16 protein-coding genes, 1 tRNA gene and 1 riboswitch are annotated in these 16867 nt (G+C 72.8%); of the genes, 6 read left to right on the top strand and 11 right to left on the bottom strand.

What is annotated here, in order from left to right; all coding sequences use genetic code 11:
• Nucleotides 1-265: 265 nt before the first annotated feature.
• On the top strand, nt 266-1492 hold the full coding sequence (locus IF45_RS0129450; protein ID WP_030310564.1) for an MFS transporter: 1227 nt from the start codon (nt 266-268) through the stop codon (nt 1490-1492).
• On the opposite strand, the gene IF45_RS0129445 is transcribed toward IF45_RS0129450, so the two are convergent.
• Entirely contained in the window at nt 1462-2871 is a 1410-nt protein-coding gene (locus IF45_RS0129445) for a DUF445 domain-containing protein (protein ID WP_030310562.1), read from the bottom strand. The two genes, IF45_RS0129450 and IF45_RS0129445, sit on opposite strands and share 31 nt — an antisense overlap.
• Nucleotides 2872-3250: 379 nt before the next feature.
• Between IF45_RS0129445 and IF45_RS0129440 the strand changes: the two genes are divergently transcribed.
• Nucleotides 3251-4570, top strand: a complete 1320-nt coding sequence (locus IF45_RS0129440; RefSeq protein WP_030310561.1) for an SGNH/GDSL hydrolase family protein — start codon at nt 3251-3253, stop codon at nt 4568-4570.
• 16 nt (nt 4571-4586) lie between these two features.
• On the opposite strand, the gene IF45_RS0129435 is transcribed toward IF45_RS0129440, so the two are convergent.
• The 4 genes from IF45_RS0129435 to IF45_RS0129420 are packed head-to-tail and all read right to left on the bottom strand — an operon-like array spanning nt 4587 to nt 8049.
• Nucleotides 4587-5258, bottom strand: a complete 672-nt coding sequence (locus tag IF45_RS0129435; RefSeq protein WP_030310560.1) for a DUF1707 SHOCT-like domain-containing protein — start codon at nt 5256-5258, stop codon at nt 4587-4589.
• Between the two features lie 50 nt (nt 5259-5308).
• The gene (locus IF45_RS0129430; RefSeq protein WP_030310559.1) at nt 5309-6319 is read right to left on the bottom strand and encodes an ABC transporter ATP-binding protein; all 1011 of its coding nucleotides are present in this window, start codon (nt 6317-6319) and stop codon (nt 5309-5311) included.
• A 46-nt stretch (nt 6320-6365) separates the two neighbouring features.
• A complete protein-coding gene (locus tag IF45_RS0129425) occupies nt 6366-7235 on the bottom strand; it encodes an ABC transporter permease (RefSeq protein ID WP_030310556.1) in 870 nt (289 codons plus the stop codon).
• Nucleotides 7228-8049, bottom strand: a complete 822-nt coding sequence (locus IF45_RS0129420; RefSeq protein ID WP_030310555.1) for an ABC transporter permease — start codon at nt 8047-8049, stop codon at nt 7228-7230. The genes IF45_RS0129425 and IF45_RS0129420 overlap by 8 nt, the downstream gene beginning before the upstream one ends.
• Before the next feature lie 222 nt (nt 8050-8271).
• Between IF45_RS0129420 and IF45_RS0129415 the strand changes: the two genes are divergently transcribed.
• Nucleotides 8272-10602, top strand: a complete 2331-nt coding sequence (locus tag IF45_RS0129415) for a transglycosylase domain-containing protein (protein ID WP_030310553.1) — start codon at nt 8272-8274, stop codon at nt 10600-10602.
• Between the two features lie 70 nt (nt 10603-10672).
• Here the strand turns inward: IF45_RS0129415 and IF45_RS0129410 are convergent, their stop codons facing one another.
• The 3 genes from IF45_RS0129410 to IF45_RS0129400 all read right to left on the bottom strand — a co-directional run bounded on the left by IF45_RS0129410 (nt 10673) and on the right by IF45_RS0129400 (nt 11927).
• Nucleotides 10673-10993: a DMT family transporter gene (locus IF45_RS0129410; protein WP_003950576.1), complete on the bottom strand. Its 321-nt coding sequence runs from the start codon at nt 10991-10993 to the stop codon at nt 10673-10675.
• 33 nt (nt 10994-11026) lie between these two features.
• Nucleotides 11027-11089: riboswitch (guanidine-III (ykkC-III) riboswitch) on the bottom strand.
• A 65-nt stretch (nt 11090-11154) separates the two neighbouring features.
• Nucleotides 11155-11496: a GroES family chaperonin gene (locus tag IF45_RS0129405; RefSeq protein ID WP_003950575.1), complete on the bottom strand. Its 342-nt coding sequence runs from the start codon at nt 11494-11496 to the stop codon at nt 11155-11157.
• 77 nt (nt 11497-11573) lie between these two features.
• Nucleotides 11574-11927, bottom strand: a complete 354-nt coding sequence (locus IF45_RS0129400) for a DUF3618 domain-containing protein (protein ID WP_010642676.1) — start codon at nt 11925-11927, stop codon at nt 11574-11576.
• A gap of 147 nt (nt 11928-12074) precedes the next feature.
• Between IF45_RS0129400 and bcp the strand changes: the two genes are divergently transcribed.
• The 3 genes from bcp to IF45_RS0129385 all read left to right on the top strand — a co-directional run bounded on the left by bcp (nt 12075) and on the right by IF45_RS0129385 (nt 14339).
• Nucleotides 12075-12542: a thioredoxin-dependent thiol peroxidase gene (gene bcp, locus IF45_RS0129395; protein WP_003950573.1), complete on the top strand. Its 468-nt coding sequence runs from the start codon at nt 12075-12077 to the stop codon at nt 12540-12542.
• A gap of 171 nt (nt 12543-12713) precedes the next feature.
• Nucleotides 12714-14213: a glycine betaine/L-proline transporter ProP gene (gene proP / locus IF45_RS0129390; RefSeq protein ID WP_003950572.1), complete on the top strand. Its 1500-nt coding sequence runs from the start codon at nt 12714-12716 to the stop codon at nt 14211-14213.
• A 43-nt stretch (nt 14214-14256) separates the two neighbouring features.
• A tRNA-Leu gene (locus IF45_RS0129385) sits at nt 14257-14339 on the top strand.
• Nucleotides 14340-14579: 240 nt separating this feature from the next.
• Here the strand turns inward: IF45_RS0129385 and rdgB are convergent.
• The 3 genes from rdgB to rph all read right to left on the bottom strand — a co-directional run bounded on the left by rdgB (nt 14580) and on the right by rph (nt 16762).
• Nucleotides 14580-15182, bottom strand: coding sequence for an RdgB/HAM1 family non-canonical purine NTP pyrophosphatase (rdgB, locus tag IF45_RS0129380; RefSeq protein WP_030310551.1), 603 nt, complete (start codon nt 15180-15182; stop codon nt 14580-14582).
• Between the two features lie 339 nt (nt 15183-15521).
• Complete coding sequence (locus tag IF45_RS0129375; protein ID WP_003950570.1) at nt 15522-15905, bottom strand: syntaxin family protein; 384 nt, start codon at nt 15903-15905, stop codon at nt 15522-15524.
• Between the two features lie 131 nt (nt 15906-16036).
• The gene (gene rph, locus IF45_RS0129370; protein WP_003950569.1) at nt 16037-16762 is read right to left on the bottom strand and encodes a ribonuclease PH; all 726 of its coding nucleotides are present in this window, start codon (nt 16760-16762) and stop codon (nt 16037-16039) included.
• Between the last annotated feature and the right edge of the window lie 105 nt (nt 16763-16867).

Below are 16867 nucleotides of genomic sequence, written 5' to 3'. Positions count from 1 at the left end.
GTCCTGTCGTCGGGGCGGCCGGCGGGGGGCGGCTCAGTCGGGGCGGCCTGGCGGGGGTGGGGCGTGCGGGTCGTGGAGGGGGAGGGGCCAGGAGAGAGGCTCTGCGACTCTGCCCGGCCACTCGTGGCCGTAATCTTCTGTTAGCTGTCCATCTGGCCACTGACGCGTCCGCGGGGCCCGGCGGGATGGTCGGGGCATGGCAATTTCCTCATCGCGTCAAGAGCCGGAACAGGGCCGGGCGGCCCATGGCTGGACCGTCGTCGCCGTGGCGGGCGCGGCGATCGTCACGGCCGGGGCGTTCACGACCTTCGGCGGGCTGCTCCTCGTCCCGCTGCACGAGGAACGCGGCTGGTCACGGGCGTCGATCGGGGTGGCGTTCGCGATCAGCATGGTGCTGTACGGGGTGACGGCGCCGTTCGCGGCGGCACTGATGGACCGGCTCGGGGTGCGTCGCGTCGTCGTGGGCGCGCTGGTGCTGGCCGGGGCCGGAGCGGCCGGAACGGCGCTGGCCGGCTCACCGGCGCAGGTGGCGGCGGCCTGGGGCCTGGGCGTGGGGCTCGGAACCGGCGCGGCCTCGACCGCGCTGGCGGCGAGCGTCGCGGAACGGGCCGGGGCCGGACGGCGCGGCCTCGTCGCGGGCCTGCTGACGGCGGCGGGGGTGGTCGGGCAGTTCGTCTTCCTGCCCGTACTGTCCCGGGTGGTCGAGGGGTACGGGTGGCAGGCGGCCGCGTGGGGGCTGGCGGGCGCGGCGGGCCTGGTGGCGGCGTGCGCCCTGGCGCTGCCGCGGGGCGCGCGGGCGGCGGTACAGGCCCAGTCGTCGCGGGCGCCCGGCACAGGCGGCGCCTCCCAGGTCGTCAGCCGGGCCCTGCGCGTCCTCGCCGCCGCCACCCGCCGCCCGGCGTTCTGGCTGCTCGCCGGGGTCTTCGCGGTCTGCGGAGCCTCCACCAACGGCCTGCTCTGGAACCACTTCACCCCGGCCGCCCACGACCACAGCATGCCCGCCACCTCGGCCTCGACCCTGCTGGCCCTGGTCGGCATCTTCAACGTGGCCGGGACCATCGCCGCCGGCCGCCTCACCGACCGCGTCGACCCCCGCCGCGTCCTGGCCGCCTGCTTCGGCCTGCGCGCCCTGACCTTGGTGGCCCTCCCCCTGCTCTGGTCCCCTTCGGTCGGGGTGCCGCTGGTGGCCTTCGCCGTCCTGTTCGGCCTGCTGGACGTGGCGACGGTGCCCCCGACGCTGGCCCTGTGCCGCGTCCACTTCGGCCCGGACGCCGTGGTCGTCTTCGGCTGGGTCAACGCCGCCCACCAGCTCGGCGCGGGCGCCATGGCCCACCTCGGCGGCCTGACCCGCGACACCCTCGGCACGTACGACCCAGTGTGGGTGGGAGCGGGGGCGCTGTGCGCGGGGGCGGCGGTGCTGGTGGGGGTGGTGCGGTCCGCCCGTCAGGAGCGGCCCGCCCCCTACGCCCCCAACCCCCGCGACACCGTATGAATCACCAGCCCCGCCAGTGATCCCACCACCGTGCCGTTGATCCGGATGAACTGCAGGTCGCGGCCGATGTGGGCCTCGATCTTGCGGGAGGTGTGTTCGGCGTCCCAGCCGGCGACGGTGTCGGTGATGAGGGAGGTGATCTGGGTGCGGTAGTTGGTGACGACGTAGGCGGCGGCGGATTCGGCCCAGCCGTCGACCTTGTCCTGGAGGCGGGGGTCGGCGGACATGCGGTTGCCGAGGGAGAGGAGGGCGGCGCGGGCGCGGAGGCGGAGTTCGCTCTGTTCGTCCTCGGCGGCGGCGACGATCATGGCGCGGACGGCGGACCAGGCGGAGGCGATGAGGTCCTGGACCTCGGGGCGGTGGATGATCTCGGACTTGAGGCGTTCGACGCGGGCGCGGGTGTCGGGGTCGCTGCGCAGGTCGGTGGCGAAGTCGGCGAGGAAGGTGTCGATGGCGGCGCGCGCCGGATGGTCGGGCATGTCGCGCATCTCGGTGAGGAAGCGCAGGAGTTCCTTGTAGACGCGTTCGCCGACGCGCTTGTCGACGAAGCGCGGGGTCCAGCCGGGGGCGCCGCCCTGGACGGCGTTCATCACCGTGTCGCTGTGGAGGACCAGCCAGTCGTGGGCGCGGGAGCAGACGAGGTCGACGACGCGGCGGTGGCCGCCGTCCTCGACGATCCGCTCCAGCATCCGGCCGAGGCTCGGCGCGATCTCCTGGGCGTCGGCGCGGCGGGTGATGGCCTCGCCGACGATGGCCTGGACGTCGTTGTCGCGCAGGACGGTGAGGGCGCCGCGCAGGGCGGTGGAGAGCTCGGAGGTGACGCGGTCGGTGTTGGCGGGGACGGCCAGCCAGCCGCCGACCCGGCTGCCGAGGCGCAGGGCGCGCAGCCGGGTGCGGATGACGTCCGGGGAGAGGAAGTTCTCGCCGACGAAGGCGCCGAGTGAGGCGCCGAGCTGGTCCTTCTTGCGCGGGATGATCGCGGTGTGCGGGATGGGCAGGCCGAGCGGGTGCCGGAAGAGGGCGGTGACGGCGAACCAGTCGGCGAGCGCGCCGACCATGCCCGCCTCGGCGGCGGCGGCGACGTACCCGGCCCAGGCGCCGGCGCCGGAGTGCTCGGCCCAGGTGGCGAGGGCGTAGACGATGGCGACGAGGACGAGCAGGCCGGTGGCGGTGACCTTCATGCGGCGGACGCCGCGCCGCTTCTCCTCGTCGGCGGCGGTGAACGCCATGGCGTCGGCGCCGGTGCCGGGGGCGCCCACTCCGGCGCTGAGGAGGGCGCCCAGGGCGCCGCCTCGCGCCCCGGGCGCACCGGGCTCGCGCGGCGTGCCGCCACCCGGCGCCCGCGCGCCCTCGCCCCTGCGGTCGTTCTCTGCTGCCATGGCGTCCCGTCCCGTCGACCCGCACTGCACCCGGCCGTCCGCGCGTCACGCCCGGAATGGCCCCCGTACGGCACGATACGGCGCCCGCCTGCGGCGCCGTCGCGGCACACCGCCGTCAGCCGGTTGTGACCCCCCGCACACGAATCCCCACACCCCGCACCGGAATCTCACCCTCCGTCAGCGCTCCGGGACGCCGGGTGCACCCCTTGTCCCCCGGCTCCCGCAATCGCCCGATTCCCCGGCGCCGGGCGGGAACGGACCGCGCACGGGCCGCGTCTGTCCCTCCGGGGGCGCCCCGCGCGACTCTCCGCGCCATGACGCATCATGGAAGATCCACACGGAGCCCCGGCGCTCCCCCGGCCCGAGGAGTAACAGGCGCATGACCAAGCGTCACGGTTATGCCTTGCTCGCCGCCCTCGCGGCGATCGTCGTCCTGATATCGGCCGCCATATACCTGGGCGTGACCGGGACCGGCGCCCGCGACGAGTCGGCGGACCAAGGCGCCCGCACCCCGCGCAGCTCGGCGGCTCCGGCCTCGTCGGGCAGCTGGGTCGCGGCGTGGTCGGCCTCCCCGGTCGGCGGTGAGCCCGGCACCGAACTCCGCGGCTACGCCGGGCAGTCGATCCGTAACGTGGTGCACACCCACACCGGGGGCAGCAGCGCCCGCGTCACCCTCTCCAACCTCTACGGGCAGCAGCCGCTCAACCTCACCCGCGCCTCCGTCGCGCTGACCGCCGCCCCCAACAACCCCTCGGCCGCCCCGGGAACGCTCCGCGCCCTGACCTTCGACGGCCGCAGCGACGTCGTCATCCCCCCGGGCGAGCAGCGGGTCAGCGACGCGGTGCGCATCCGCGTCCCCGACGGCGCGGACCTGCTGATCACGACGTTCAGCCCGACGCCCTCGGGCCCGGTCACCTACCACCCGCACGCCCGCCAGATCAGCTACGTGGCGCGCGGCGAGCGGACCGACGACGAGTCGGGCGCGGCGTACACGCAGCAGAGCCCGTTCTGGCGGTATGTGACGGCGGTGGACGTCTACAGCAACGAGTCGCAGGGCGCCGTGGTGGTCCTCGGCGACTCGCTGACCGACGGCATCACCTCGACCATGGGCGCCAACCGCCGCTGGACCGACGTCCTGGCCCAGCGGATGCGCGACGAGCCCGGCAACCTCGACCTGAGCGTGGTCAACCAGGGCATCAGCGGCAACCGCCTGCTCTCCGACGGCCTCGGCCGCCCGGCCGGCAACCCCAGCGGCCTCAACCGCTTCGAGCGGGACGCGCTCTCCCGGTCGGGGGTGCGCGGGGTGGTGGTCGCCCTCGGCATCAACGACATCCTGCGCAACCCGCACGACAACTCCGCCGCCGAGATCGCCGACGGCCTGCGCGACCTGACCCGCCAGGCCCACCAGCGGGGCCTGCGGGTCACCGGCGCCACCCTCATGCCCTTCGGCGGCCACCGCGGGTGGACGCCGGAGAAGGAGCGGATGCGCCAGGAGGTCAACGCGGCGATCCGCGCCGGCAAGGTCTTCGACCACTACGTCGACTTCGACAAGGCCGTCCGCGACCCGTACGACGCGCAGAAGCTGCGCCCCGCCTACGACTCCGGGGACCACCTGCACCCGAGCGACGCGGGCTTCCGGAAGATGGGCGAGTCCTTCGACCTGTCGCTGCTGCGGAAGACGGCCCCGGCCCAGCTCTGACCGGGCGCGGCCCGCCTCAGCCCAGTTCCTTGCGGTCCTCCCCCTCGCCCCGGCGGCGCTCCTTCTCCAGGCGCCGCTGGGCGCGGGTCGGCTTGCGCTCGGTGCCGACGCCGCCCCAGAAGGCGAAGCCGCGGACGACGACGCGCGGGGCGTCGGGGTCGGGGGTGTCGTCGCCGGCCGGGCGCCCGAAGCCGCCCATGATGCCGATCCCGCGCACCTCGACCTGGACGCCGGGCGGCACGACGATGTTGACGCCGCCCATCACCGTCCAGCAGTCGATGACCGTCTCGCGGGACTCGAAGCGGGCCTCGCGCAGGTCGAGCTGGCCGCCGCCCCAGAAGGCGATCGCCTTGAAGCGGGCGGGCACGGTCCACCGGCCGGTGTGCTGGAAGCCGGAGAGCACGCCGATGCCCCAGCGGGCGTCCCCGGTGCCGCCGATCCGGGCGGGCCAGTTCTCCCCGCCGGACTCGGCACCGGGACGGGCGGCGGGCGCGCCGCTCCCGGTGGCGGGCAGGTCGCGGGTGAGGGGTTCCAGTTCGGCGTAGGTGCGCGCCCGGTAGACGGCGTCGAGTCGTTCCCCGAACTCGTCCATGTCCAGGCGGCCTTCGGCCATGGCGTCGCGGAGCCGTTCGGCGACCTTCTCCCGGTCGTCGTCGGAGGCGCGGAGTTCGGGCAGCTCTTCACTCATGCGGGTCACCCTATGAGGCGGAGGGCTCGCCGGGACAGGGCCGACCGCCCTCAGCCGGCCGAACGCCCCGCGTACATCAGGGAGATGACGTCCTCGATGTCGGGTTCGCGGAGGGAGAGGTCGACCAGCGGCCATCCGGCGGCGATCTCGGCGACGATCGGCGCGGCCGGCTGCCCGGCCGGGAAGGCGAGCCACTGGCGGGGGCCCTCGACCTTGACGGTGCGGGCCGACTCCAGCGCGATGGGCGCCATCTCGGTGGCGAGGTCGACGACGAGGGTGCGCTCCACCTCGGCGATCCGGTGGAGCCCGGCGACCTCGCCGTCGTACATGAGGCGGCCGTGGTCGATGACCATGACGCGGCGGCAGAGCTGCTCGATGTCGGTGAGGTCGTGGGTGGTGAGCAGGACGGTGGTGCCGCGTTCGGCGTTGAGGTCGGCGAGGAAGTGCCGGACGTTGGCCTTGGAGACGACGTCGAGGCCGATGGTCGGCTCGTCCAGGTACAGCACCTCGGGATCGTGCAGGAGGGCCGCCGCGATGTCGCCGCGCATCCGCTGGCCGAGGGAGAGCTGCCGTACGGGGACGTCCAGCAGGTCGCCGAGGCCGAGGAGTTCGACGCACCGGTCGAGGTTCTCCCGGTAACGGGCGTCGGGGACGCGGTACATGCGGTGGATGAGCTGGTACGAGTCGAGCAGCGGCAGGTCCCACCAGAGGGTGGTGCGCTGGCCGAAGACGACGCCGATACGGCGGGCGAGCCGGGCCCGGTCGCGGGCGGGTTCGACGCCCGCGACGCGCAGGGTGCCGGCGCTCGGGGTCAGGATGCCGGTGAGCATCTTGATGGTGGTGGACTTGCCCGCGCCGTTGGGCCCGACGAAGCCGACCACCTCGCCGCGCCCCACCGAGAAGGAGAGCCCGTCGACGGCTCTGACCTCGCGCTTCTCCCGCCGCAGCAGGCCGGCCCTGCGGCGCACCTCGAAGACCTTCTCGACCCGGTCGAGGTGGATCACCTCCTGGCCGTCGCGCTGTGCGGGCAGGTCGGCCACCGGTCGCTCCGTCGCGTCCATCGCTGTTCTCTCTCCTGTGTCTCGGTGGGGCGGGGTGGGTGGGTCGTCAGCTTCCGGTCGAGCGGTACGCCCTGAGCCCGACCCGCCACAGCAGCCCCGCCGCCACGCAGCAGACGGCGGCCACCAGCGGCGGGGCGAAGGCCGCCTGGACGGGCAGGCCGAGCGGCAGCGGGCGGTCCAGGACGTAGGAGGCGGGCACCCAGTTGACGAAGGCCAGCGGCAGCACGAAGGTCACCGAGGCGACCAGTTCCCTGGTGAAGACGGTCGGCGGGTACTGGAGCAGGGTGGTGCCGCCGTAGGTGAAGGCGTTCTGCACCTCGGCCGCGTCCTGGGCGTAGAACTGGAAGACGGCCCCGGCGACGAAGAGCGCGCCGAACAGGGCTGCCCCGCTGACCAGCATCATCGGGACCATCAGGAGCCTGGTGGCGGTCCAGTCGATCTCCAGCACGGTCAGCGCGTACGCGAGGACGAGCGCGCCCTGGGTGATGCGGCCGAGGCGGCGCAGGGCGAAGCGGTCGGCGGCGAGCTGGGCGAGGACGGGGACGGGGCGGACCAGCAGGGTGTCCAGGGAGCCGTCGCGGATGCGGCGGCCGAGCCGGTCCATGGAGCCGACGGTGAGGTGGGCGAGGCCGAAGGCGGTGGCGGAGGTGCCGTAGAGGAAGGCGACCTCGCCGAGGGTGAAGCCGCCGAGCCGGTCGACGTGGGAGAACATCAGCAGGATCGCGACGAAGTCGAGGCCGTTGGCGACGACGGCGACGCAGAGGGCCATGGCGAAGGAGGCCCGGTAGGTGAGGGTGGAGCGGACCCACATGGCGACGACCAGCCGGTAGGTGCGCAGCCCCTCGGTGAGCGGGGAGCCGAACCGGGCGTCGACGGGGTCGGGCGCGGGGCGCGGGGGCGCGGCGGGGTCAGCCACCCTGGACCACCACCCGGCGGGTCGCGAGGCTCTGCAGGGCGCGTCCGGCGGCCAGCAGCGCCGCCGCCCAGGCGAGCTGGAAGGCGTAGACGCCGAGCAGGCCGGTGCCGGTGTGGACGCCGAGGAGGACGTCGGCCGGGAGCTGGAGGATCGAGGACCAGGGCAGCACCCGGGCGACCTCGCCGAGCAGGCCGGGGAAGACGTTGAGCGGCAGCATCATGCCGGAGAAGAACATGCCGACCAGCCAGGCGAGCTGGCCGACGCCCGCGCCGTCCAGCAGCCAGAAGGCGCTCAGTGCCACCAGGTAGCGGATGCCGAAGCTGACCAGGAGGCCGAGGGCGACCGCGGTGAGGAAGGCGATCCAGGTGCCGGGCGAGGCGGGCAGGGCGAGGTCGAAGACGAGGGCGCCGAAGGCGAGCGGCAGGGCGCCGCGGGCGAAGAGCTGGAAGCAGGCGCGGCCGGCGTCCTGGGCGAGCCACCAGAGTTGCAGGTCGACGGGGCGGTAGAGGTCGACGGCGATGTCACCCGAACGGATGCGTTCCATCAGCTCTTCCTCCGAGCCCCCGCCCATCGCGGCGACGGCCATGTGAAGGGACTGCCCGATCCACACGAAGGTGAGGGCCTGCGCCTGGTCGTAGCCGCCGAGTCCGGGGCGTTCGGCCCAGAGGGCGAGGTAGGTCTGGGCGAGGATCACGCCGAAGACGGTGTTGGTGAAGATTCCGGCGAGGGTGGCCGCCCGGTAGGTGGCGTACCGCCGGAACCCCTTGGCGGCCACCGCCGCGTACAGCGCCGCCCTTCCTGGGCCGTGGGCCATCTGGCTGCTGCTCCGTTCCCCCGTGACACGCCCGCCGAACGGGCGATGTCCGCTTTCGGTACGACCGGCACCGCTTTGGCGCCAAAGGGCAAGAGCTTAGGGGCGGACCGGTACCGGTCGCCACGGCTTTTCGATGTGCGGGCGCGTGCCGGTCGGCGTGGCGGAACGCATGATGCGAAAGTGACATAAAAGGCGTACCGGGCAATTCGGGATCGGGGAGTCATGAGCGAGGAGCGGCAGCAGCCGGACGGCGCGGACGAGGAGCGGCAGCGCTGGCCCGGATGGGAGGAGCGCGACCCGGACGCGGGCGGGCCGCGGAAGCGCGGCATCCGCAGGTTCCTGCCGAGCTGGCGGCTGGTGCTGGGCTCGTTCCTCGCCCTGGTGGTGCTGGTCTGCGGCGGCTTCCTCGTCGGCTACCTGCTGGTCGACATCCCGGCCGCCAACGCCGCCGCCACCCAGCAGTCCAACGTCTACCTGTACGCCGACGGCACCCAGCTCGCCAGCGACGGCGACGTCAACCGCGAGAACATCTCCCTCTCCGACCTCCCCAAGCCGGTACGGCACGCCGTCCTCGCCGCCGAGGACCGGGACTTCTACACCGGCTCGGCCGTCGACCCGCAGGCGATGATCCGCGGCGCCTGGAAGACCGTCACCGGCAAGGGCAAGCAGTCCGGTTCCACCATCACCCAGCAGTACGTCAAGAACTACTACCTGGACCAGGACCAGACCGTCACCCGCAAGGCCAAGGAGTTCTTCATCGCGATCAAGCTGGACCGCGAGACCTCCAAGGACGAGATCCTGGAGGGGTACCTCAACACCAGCTACTTCGGCCGCAACGCCTACGGCATCCAGGCCGCCGCCCAGGCGTACTACGGCATCGACGCCCGCGACCTGAACACCGCCCAGGGCGCCTACCTCGCCTCGCTCCTCAACGCCCCCAGCGCCTACGACGTGATCGCCCAGCCCGCCAACCGCTCCCGCGCCGAGGCCCGCTGGAACTACGTGCTGGACGGCATGGTCAAGGAGAACTGGCTCACCGAGTCGGGCCGCGCCCGCCTCTCCTTCCCCACCCCCGACGAGCAGCACCTCCCGCGCGGCCTCTCCGGCCAGCGCGGCTACCTGGTGCAGGCGGTCGACGCGTACCTGGTCTCCCACGGCGTCGTCAGCGAGGCGCAGCTGGCCAAGGGCGGCCACCGGATCACCACCACCCTGGTCAAGGGCCACCAGGACGCCCTGGTGAAGGCGGTCGACGACAAGCTGATCTCCAAGCTCGACAAGAAGGAGCGCAAGGCCGACCGGAACGTCCGCGCCGGCGGCGTCGCCATCGACCCGGACACCGGCAAGGTCCTCGCCATGTACGGCGGCATCGACTACACCGAGCAGTACGTCAACAACGCGACCCGCCGCGACTACCAGGTCGGCTCCACCTTCAAGCCCTTCGTCCTCACCGCCGCCCTCCAGCACAAGGCCCGCACCCAGGACGGCCGCACCATCAACCCCAACGCCCGCTACGACGGCACCAACAAGCGCCGCGTCGAGGGATGGACCGGCGGCCCCTACGAGCCGGAGAACGAGGACGAGCGGGACTACGGCGACATCACCCTGAAGGTCGCCACCGACCGCTCCGTCAACGCGGTCTACGCCCAGCTCGCCGTCGACGTCGGCCCCGAGAAGGTCAAGGACACCGCCATCGCGCTGGGCCTGCCGAAGGCGACCCCGGACCTCCAGCCGTACCCCTCCATCGCCCTGGGCACCGCCACCGCCAGCGTCCTCGACATGGCCGAGGCGTACGCGACCCTCGCCGACCACGGCCGCCACCGCTCCCACCGGCTGGTCCAGGAGATCAGCCATCTCGGCGAGAAGCTGGAGCTGCCCCAGGAGCGCGTCCAGGGCGCGGTGACCCGGCGGGCCGCCGACACCACCACCGAGGTGCTGCGCAGCGTGGTCCGCGGCGGCACCGGCATGGCGGCCCGCGAGGCCGGGCGTCCGGCGGCCGGCAAGACGGGTACGGCCGAGGAGGACACGGCCGCCTGGTTCGCAGGGTACACCCCGGACCTGACCACGGTGATCGCCGTGATGGGCCAGGACCCGAAGTCCGGCGCCCACACCCCGCTCTACGGCGCCCTGGGCCTGCCCCGCATCAACGGCGGCGGGCCCCCGGCCGAGATCTGGGCCCAGTTCACCCGGGCCGCGCTGGCCGGGCAGCCGGTGCGCGACTTCCAGCTCGACGCGGACCGCTCGGCCGAGGACTCCCCCACCGCCTCCCCCAGCGAGACGGGCGCGGCCTCCCGGGGCCCCCGGGACCCGGACGCCTCCGGCGAGCCGGACGGGGACGGCTCCTCGTCCCGCGAGCCCGGGGGCGACTCCCCGAGCGAATCGGGCGGCGACACCGAGGTCCCGCCGGGCATGGAGGAGGACCCGGGCCGCAACGGCGACCCGGCCCCGCCCGGCGAACCGGCCCCGGACACCCCGGCCCCGGCCCCCGCCCGCGAACCGCGCGAGACCCTGGCCCCGCTCGCCACCCCGGACCTCGACCCGCCGCAGGCGGGCTGACGCCCGGCCTCCCCGGTACGCGAAAAGCCCCCGCCTGTCGGACAGGCGGGGGCTTTCTCCGAAGGTGCCGCTAGTGGCCCGAGGTCAGCTTCAGCCCGACCACGGCCACGATCAGCAGGCAGACGAAGAAGATGCGGGCGGCGGTCGCCGGTTCGCCGAGGACCAGCATGCCGAGGATGGCGGCACCGGCGGCGCCGATGCCGACCCAGACGCCGTAGGCGGTGCCGATCGGCAGGGTCCTGGCGGCCTGGGCGAGCAGCACCATGCTGGCGACGATGCCGGCGGCGGTGAAGACGCTCGGCCAGAGCCGGGTGAATCCTTCGGTGTACTTCATCCCGATCGACCAGCCGACTTCGAGCAGACCGGCGACGAGCAGCAGTATCCAGGCCACGGGGGCACCTCCGAGAAACGCGGGATCAACGGGGGTGCGTCGTCTTTGCCAGCCCGGTACGGCGCGTCTCGTCGGGTGTCTCCACGGTAGCAAAAAGCGGGCCCGGCCCCCGGTGACCTCGGTCACCGGCAGCCGGGCCGAAAGCCCTGCTCCCGCTTCCGCTACAGGTAGAGCCCCGTCGCGTCCTCCGACCCCTCGAAGCGGTCGGCGGCGACGGCGTGCAGGTCGCGCTCGCGCATCAGGACGTACGCGACGCCACGGACCTCGACCTCGGCGCGATCCTCGGGGTCGTACAGCACCCGGTCCCCGGGCTCGACCGCGCGGACGTTCTGCCCGACGGCGACCACCTCGGCCCAGCCCAGGCGGCGGCCGACCGCGGCCGTGGCGGGGATGACGATGCCGCCGGTCGAGCGCCGCTCCCCCTCGGGGATGTCGGTGCGGACCAGTACGCGGTCGTGCAGCATCCGGATGGGCAACTTGTCGTGCCGGCTGTTCTCACTCACGCCACGAACCTACCTGGCGCCCGCTCCCCCGTGCGGAGAAGGGTCCAGGCCGCCGGCGGGGGCCCCGCGCGGGCGCCCTACTTGCCGGAGTCCCGGCGCGAGGAGGCCACCACCAGGCCGACGATGCCGACCGCGACCAGCGCCACCGGGATCACCCGCTCCGGGCGCACCGAGCCGTCCTCGCGGGTGAAACCGGAGCGCACCTGGGACAGGGCGCGGTTCACCCCCACGTAGGCCCGGCCGAGGGTCGCGTCGACCCGCGAGGCCACCTGGGCCTTCGCGTCGCCGACGATCGTCTTGGGGTGCACCCGCACCCCGATCTCGTCGAGGGTCTCGGCGAGCGTGTCACGCCGCCGCTTGATGTCCGCCTCGATCTGCGCAGGGGTCCTGGCATCCGACACCGCGCTGCCTCCGTCGTCGTCCGTACCCATGGGTCCCCGGGTACCCGGGGAAACCCGGACCATCCCGTGAGCCGTCTCTGTCCGTCGACAGTCTGTCAGCTCTGGCCTGATCCCACCCCACGGCACCCCTATTAGGCTCAACACGAACCAGAACCGCGCACCGCGAGGAGACCGATCATGAGCGAGCGACTCAAGCCGGGCGACACCGCCCCCGCCTTCACCCTGCCCGACGCCGACGGCAACGAGGTCTCCCTCGCCTCGCACCAGGGCCGCAAGGTCATCGTCTACTTCTACCCGGCCGCCCTCACCCCCGGCTGCACCAAGCAGGCGTGCGACTTCACCGACAACCTGGACGCGCTGGCGAGCGCCGGGTACGACGTGATCGGCGTCTCCCCGGACAAGCCGGAGAAGCTCGCGAAGTTCCGCGAGAAGGAGGACCTCAAGGTCACGCTGGTCGGCGACCCCTCCAAGGAGACGCTGGCCGCGTACGGCGCCTTCGGCGAGAAGAAGCTCTACGGCAAGACGGTGACGGGCGTGATCCGCTCCACGGTCGTGGTCGGCGAGGACGGCACCGTCGAGCACGCCTTCTACAACGTCAAGGCCACCGGCCACGTCGCCAAGATCATGCGGGACCTCGGCGTCTGAGCGACCCCCTTCCCGCCCCCTCCTCCCGGCCCCGCCGCGTCAGCCACTCAGACGCGACGGGGTCGCGCGGGTTCTGTGAGGGGGCGACACTTTTCCGGCGTGGCGGTTTGCGCCTGCGATCTGGGCGCAGAAGCAGTCCCTGGAACCACCACCGAGGGAAAGGGAGCAGCCATGGCCGATACCGGCCCGCAGACCGGGGGCGACCCCGAGGCGGTCAAACGGCATCCCCGCCTCTTCCGTGCCGCGCGGCAGCGCAGGAATCCCAGGCTGCGGCGGAGCGACATCACCGTCACCGACGAGCGGGCCGTCAAGCGGGCCGTGAAAGCCGCCTCCCTCGGCAACGCCATGGAGTGGTTCGACTTCGGGATCTACTCCTACCTCGCGGTCACCATCGGCCATGTCTTCTTCCCGTCCGGGAACGACACGGTGCAGCTGCTCTCCTCGTTCGCCACCTTCGCCGTCGCCTTCCTGGTACGGCCGCTGGGCGGCATGTTCTTCGGCCCGATGGGCGACCGGCTGGGCCGCAAGAAGGTCCTCGCGCTGACGATGATCCTGATGGCGCTGGGCACCTTCTGCATCGGCCTGATCCCCTCGTACGCCTCGATCGGCTTCTGGGCGCCGCTGCTGCTGATCCTCTTCCGGCTGGTGCAGGGCTTCTCCACCGGCGGCGAGTACGGCGGCGCCTCGACCTTCATCGCCGAGTACGCCCCCGACAAGCGGCGCGGCTTCTTCGGCAGCTTCCTGGAGCTGGGCACCCTGCTCGGCTACACCGGCGCCGCCGGCCTGGTCACCGCGCTCTACGCGGTGCTGGACGACGGGGCGATGGAGAGCTGGGGGTGGCGCATCCCGTTCCTGGTCGCCGGGCCGCTGGGCTTCGTCGGCATCTACCTGCGGCTCAAGCTGGACGAGACCCCCGCCTTCCAGAAGCTGGAGGACGGCACCTCCGCCCACGCCTCCGAGGCCGCCGACGGCGTCGAGACCACCCACAAGGGCGACCTGGCGAAGATCTTCCGCCGCTACTGGCCCTCGCTGATCCTCTGCATCGCCCTGGTCGGCGCGTACAACATCACCGACTACATGCTGCTGTCGTACATGCCGACGTACCTCTCGGACGAGATGGGGTACGACGAGAGCCACGGGCTGCTGATCCTCATCGGCGTGATGGTGCTGCTGATGCTGATCATCAACCAGGTCGGCAAACTCAGTGACCGCTTCGGGCGCAAGCCACTGCTCATGACCGGCATGATCAGCTTCTTCTTCCTCTCCATCCCCTCGTTCCTGCTGGTCAAGCAGGGCAGCCTGCTCGCCGTCTCGGGCGGCATGCTGATGCTCGGCCTCTCGCTGGTCTGCCTGCTCGGCACCATGTCGGCGGCGCTCCCGGCGCTCTTCCCGACGCCGGTGCGGTACGGGTCGCTCTCCGTCGGCTACAACCTCTCCGCCTCGCTCTTCGGCGGGACCACCCCGCTGGTCATCACCGGGCTCATCGGGCTGACCGGGGACGACATGATGCCCGCGTACTACGCGATGGCGGCCTCGCTGGTCGGGATCATCGCGGTGGCCTGCATGAAGGAGACGGCGCACCGGCCGCTCGCCGGGTCGCCGCCCTCGGTGGCGACCGAGGAGGAGGCTCGGGAGATCCTCGACGCGCAGTCGCCCGATCCCAAGTTCTAGCCCTGCCGGGGGCGTGGGGGGTGCCGGTAGGATGGCGCTGCTCGCGGCCGTGTCGGAACTGGCAGACGAGCTGGGTTTAGGTCCCAGTGGGCTTCGCCCGTGAGGGTTCGAGTCCCTCCGGCCGCACAACCCGGGCCACCTCGCGGTGGTCCGGGTTTTTCCTTTTCCCGCCTGCCTCTTGGCCGGCCGAAAGGGGTGGCCTCAAACGCCGGCCGGGCTCTTTGGCCTCAAGCGCCGGCCGGGCTCGGAAAGATGGCCTCAAGCGCCGGCCGGGCTGGGATTGGTCGGGCTCCGGATGGGACCTGCCGGTCAAAGATGGCCTCAAACGCCGGCCGGGCTGGATGGGGCGGGCGTGAAGGGAGCGGGTTAGCCGAGGAGTTCTTGGACGATTGGGGCGAGGGCGCGGAAGGCCTTGCCTCGGTGGCTGATGGCGTTTTTTTCGGCCGGGGTGAGTTCGGCGCAGGTGCGGGTTTCGCCGTCGGGCTGGAGGATCGGGTCGTAGCCGAAGCCGTGGGTGCCTGCGGGGGCGTGGCGGAGGGTGCCGGTGAGGCGGCCCTCGACGACGCGTTCGGTGCCGTCGGGGAGGGCGAGGGCGGCGGCGCAGGCGAAGTAGGCGGCGCGTTGGGGGTCGTCGATGTCGGAGAGCTGGGCGAGGAGCAGGTCGAGGTTGGCCTGGTCGTCGCCGTGCCGGCCGGCCCAGCGGGCGGAGAAGATGCCTGGGGCGCCGCCGAGCACCTCGACGCAGAGGCCGGAGTCGTCGGCGACCGCGGGCAGGCCCGTCGCCTGGGCCAGGGCGTGCGCCTTGAGCAGGGCGTTCTCGGCGAAGGTGACGCCGGTCTCCTTGACGTCGGGGATCTCCGGGTAGGCGTCGGCGCCGACGAGTTCGTGGGAGAGGCCGGCGTCGGCGAGGATCGCGCGCAGCTCGGTGATCTTTCCGGTGTTCCGGGTGGCGAGAATCAGGCGGGTCATGTCCTCAGTATCGGACATGGCCCACGGGTGGCCTCAAGCGCCGGCCGGGCTGTCCTGGGCTCCGGCTCCGGCTCCGGGGTGCCGGTCACTGACTGGCCTCAAGCGCCGGCCGGGCTGAGTCTTACCCGGCTCGAAGCTCAGCCTGCCGATCAACGACGGCCGATCAGCCACTTCGAGCCCGGCCGGCGCTTGAGGCCACCTTCCAAGCCCAGCCGGCGCTTGAGGCCACCTTCCAAGCCCGGCCGGCGCTTGAGGCCATCGGTGACCGGCGCCGTGGAGCCGGAGCCCAGCCGAAAGATCAGCCCGGCCGGCGCTTGAGGCCCCCCCCACCCCACGCCGCTACGGCGTGCACACCTTGGTCAGCTCGCCCGCGGCATCCACCACCGGACTGACATCGGGGACTTCGTCCCCCTTCTCCAGGGAGGCCCGGACGTTCCCCACGGCCGTGTCGAGGTGGTCTACGGCCTTCTTGACGTCGGCGTCGCCGGTGTCCTTCTGGATGTCGTCGACGTTCTTGTCGATCCGGTCGAGCGCCTCGGAGGCCTGCTGGGGGTCCTCGGCGGCTCCGTCGGCGGCCCGCTGGAGGTCGGCGACGGAGTCGGCTATCCGGTCGGCGGTGCGCACGCAGTCGGCCGCCTTCTCCAGCGCGCCGCATCCCAGCAGGAGGGGGACGAGCAGGGCGGCACCGGCGGTCGCGGTGGCGAGGCGGCGGCTCGTAGGCATGGGGGTTCCTCTCCCGGGCGTCGGTGCGGAACCGGCCGGTGCCGGCCCGCATACGTGGGGACGCCCGGGAGGGTGCTCCGGTTGCCGTGCGACTTGGTTGTTTCTTTACCCGGTACCCCCGAACGCGGGGCTCATTCCGCGAGGGCGGCGAGCTGCCCCTTCGTCAGGTCGGCGCAGCCGGTGGCGCCCAGGTCGAGCAGGGCGTCCAGCTCGGTGCGGTCGAAGGGGGCGCCTTCGGCGGTGCCCTGGACCTCGACGAACCGCCCGTCGCCGGTGCAGACCACGTTCATGTCGGTCTCGGCGCGCACGTCCTCCTCGTAGCAGAGGTCCAGGAGCGGGGTGGAGCCGACGATGCCGACGCTGACGGCGGCGACGCTGCCGGTCAGGGGCTTGCGGCCGGGCTTGATGATCTTCTTGCCCTGGGCCCAGGAGATGGCGTCGGCCAGCGCGACGTAGGCGCCGGTGATGGCGGCGGTGCGGGTGCCGCCGTCGGCCTGGAGGACGTCGCAGTCGAGGACGATCGTGTTCTCGCCGAGCGCCTTGTAGTCGATGACGGCGCGCAGCGAGCGGCCGATGAGGCGGGAGATCTCGTGGGTGCGCCCGCCGATCTTGCCGCGGACGGACTCACGGTCGCCGCGGGTGTTGGTGGCGCGCGGCAGCATCGAGTACTCGGCGGTGACCCAGCCCTCGCCGCTGCCCTTGCGCCAGCGCGGGACGCCCTCGGTGAAGGAGGCGGTGCAGAGGACCTTGGTGTCGCCGAAGGCGACCAGTACGGAGCCTTCCGCGTGCTTGCTCCAGCTGCGTTCGATGGTCAGGGGGCGAAGCTGGGCGGGCGTGCGGCCGTCGATGCGATCCATGGCGAGGAGCCTACGCGGTCGGCGGCGCCCGGTGCTCCCCCGGTGGCCGGCGCACGACGGCGGGGCCGCCCCGCGCCGGGGACGGCCCTGGAGGCGTACCGCTCC

The sequence above is a fragment of the Streptomyces albidoflavus genome (assembly GCF_000719955.1).
Classification (GTDB): Bacteria; Actinomycetota; Actinomycetes; order Streptomycetales; family Streptomycetaceae; genus Streptomyces; species Streptomyces albidoflavus.
Note: the sequence above shows the minus strand (reverse complement) of the source record. Positions and strands in the feature narration are given on the sequence as shown.

Excerpts from the sequence above, each read along its gene's own strand:
- IF45_RS0129445 (WP_030310562.1), bottom strand. The coding sequence starts at position 2,871 with ATGGCAGCAGAGAACGACCGCAGGGGCGAGGGCGCGCGGGCGCCGGGT.
- IF45_RS0129440 (WP_030310561.1), top strand. The coding sequence starts at position 3,251 with ATGACCAAGCGTCACGGTTATGCCTTGCTCGCCGCCCTCGCGGCGATC.
- IF45_RS0129435 (WP_030310560.1), bottom strand. The coding sequence starts at position 5,258 with ATGAGTGAAGAGCTGCCCGAACTCCGCGCCTCCGACGACGACCGGGAG.
- IF45_RS0129430 (WP_030310559.1), bottom strand. The coding sequence starts at position 6,319 with ATGGACGCGACGGAGCGACCGGTGGCCGACCTGCCCGCACAGCGCGAC.
- IF45_RS0129420 (WP_030310555.1), bottom strand. The coding sequence starts at position 8,049 with ATGGCCCACGGCCCAGGAAGGGCGGCGCTGTACGCGGCGGTGGCCGCC.
- IF45_RS0129415 (WP_030310553.1), top strand. The coding sequence starts at position 8,272 with ATGAGCGAGGAGCGGCAGCAGCCGGACGGCGCGGACGAGGAGCGGCAG.
- IF45_RS0129400 (WP_010642676.1), bottom strand. The coding sequence starts at position 11,927 with ATGGGTACGGACGACGACGGAGGCAGCGCGGTGTCGGATGCCAGGACC.
- bcp (WP_003950573.1), top strand. The coding sequence starts at position 12,075 with ATGAGCGAGCGACTCAAGCCGGGCGACACCGCCCCCGCCTTCACCCTG.
- proP (WP_003950572.1), top strand. The coding sequence starts at position 12,714 with ATGGCCGATACCGGCCCGCAGACCGGGGGCGACCCCGAGGCGGTCAAA.
- rdgB (WP_030310551.1), bottom strand. The coding sequence starts at position 15,182 with ATGACCCGCCTGATTCTCGCCACCCGGAACACCGGAAAGATCACCGAG.
- IF45_RS0129375 (WP_003950570.1), bottom strand. The coding sequence starts at position 15,905 with ATGCCTACGAGCCGCCGCCTCGCCACCGCGACCGCCGGTGCCGCCCTG.
- rph (WP_003950569.1), bottom strand. The coding sequence starts at position 16,762 with ATGGATCGCATCGACGGCCGCACGCCCGCCCAGCTTCGCCCCCTGACC.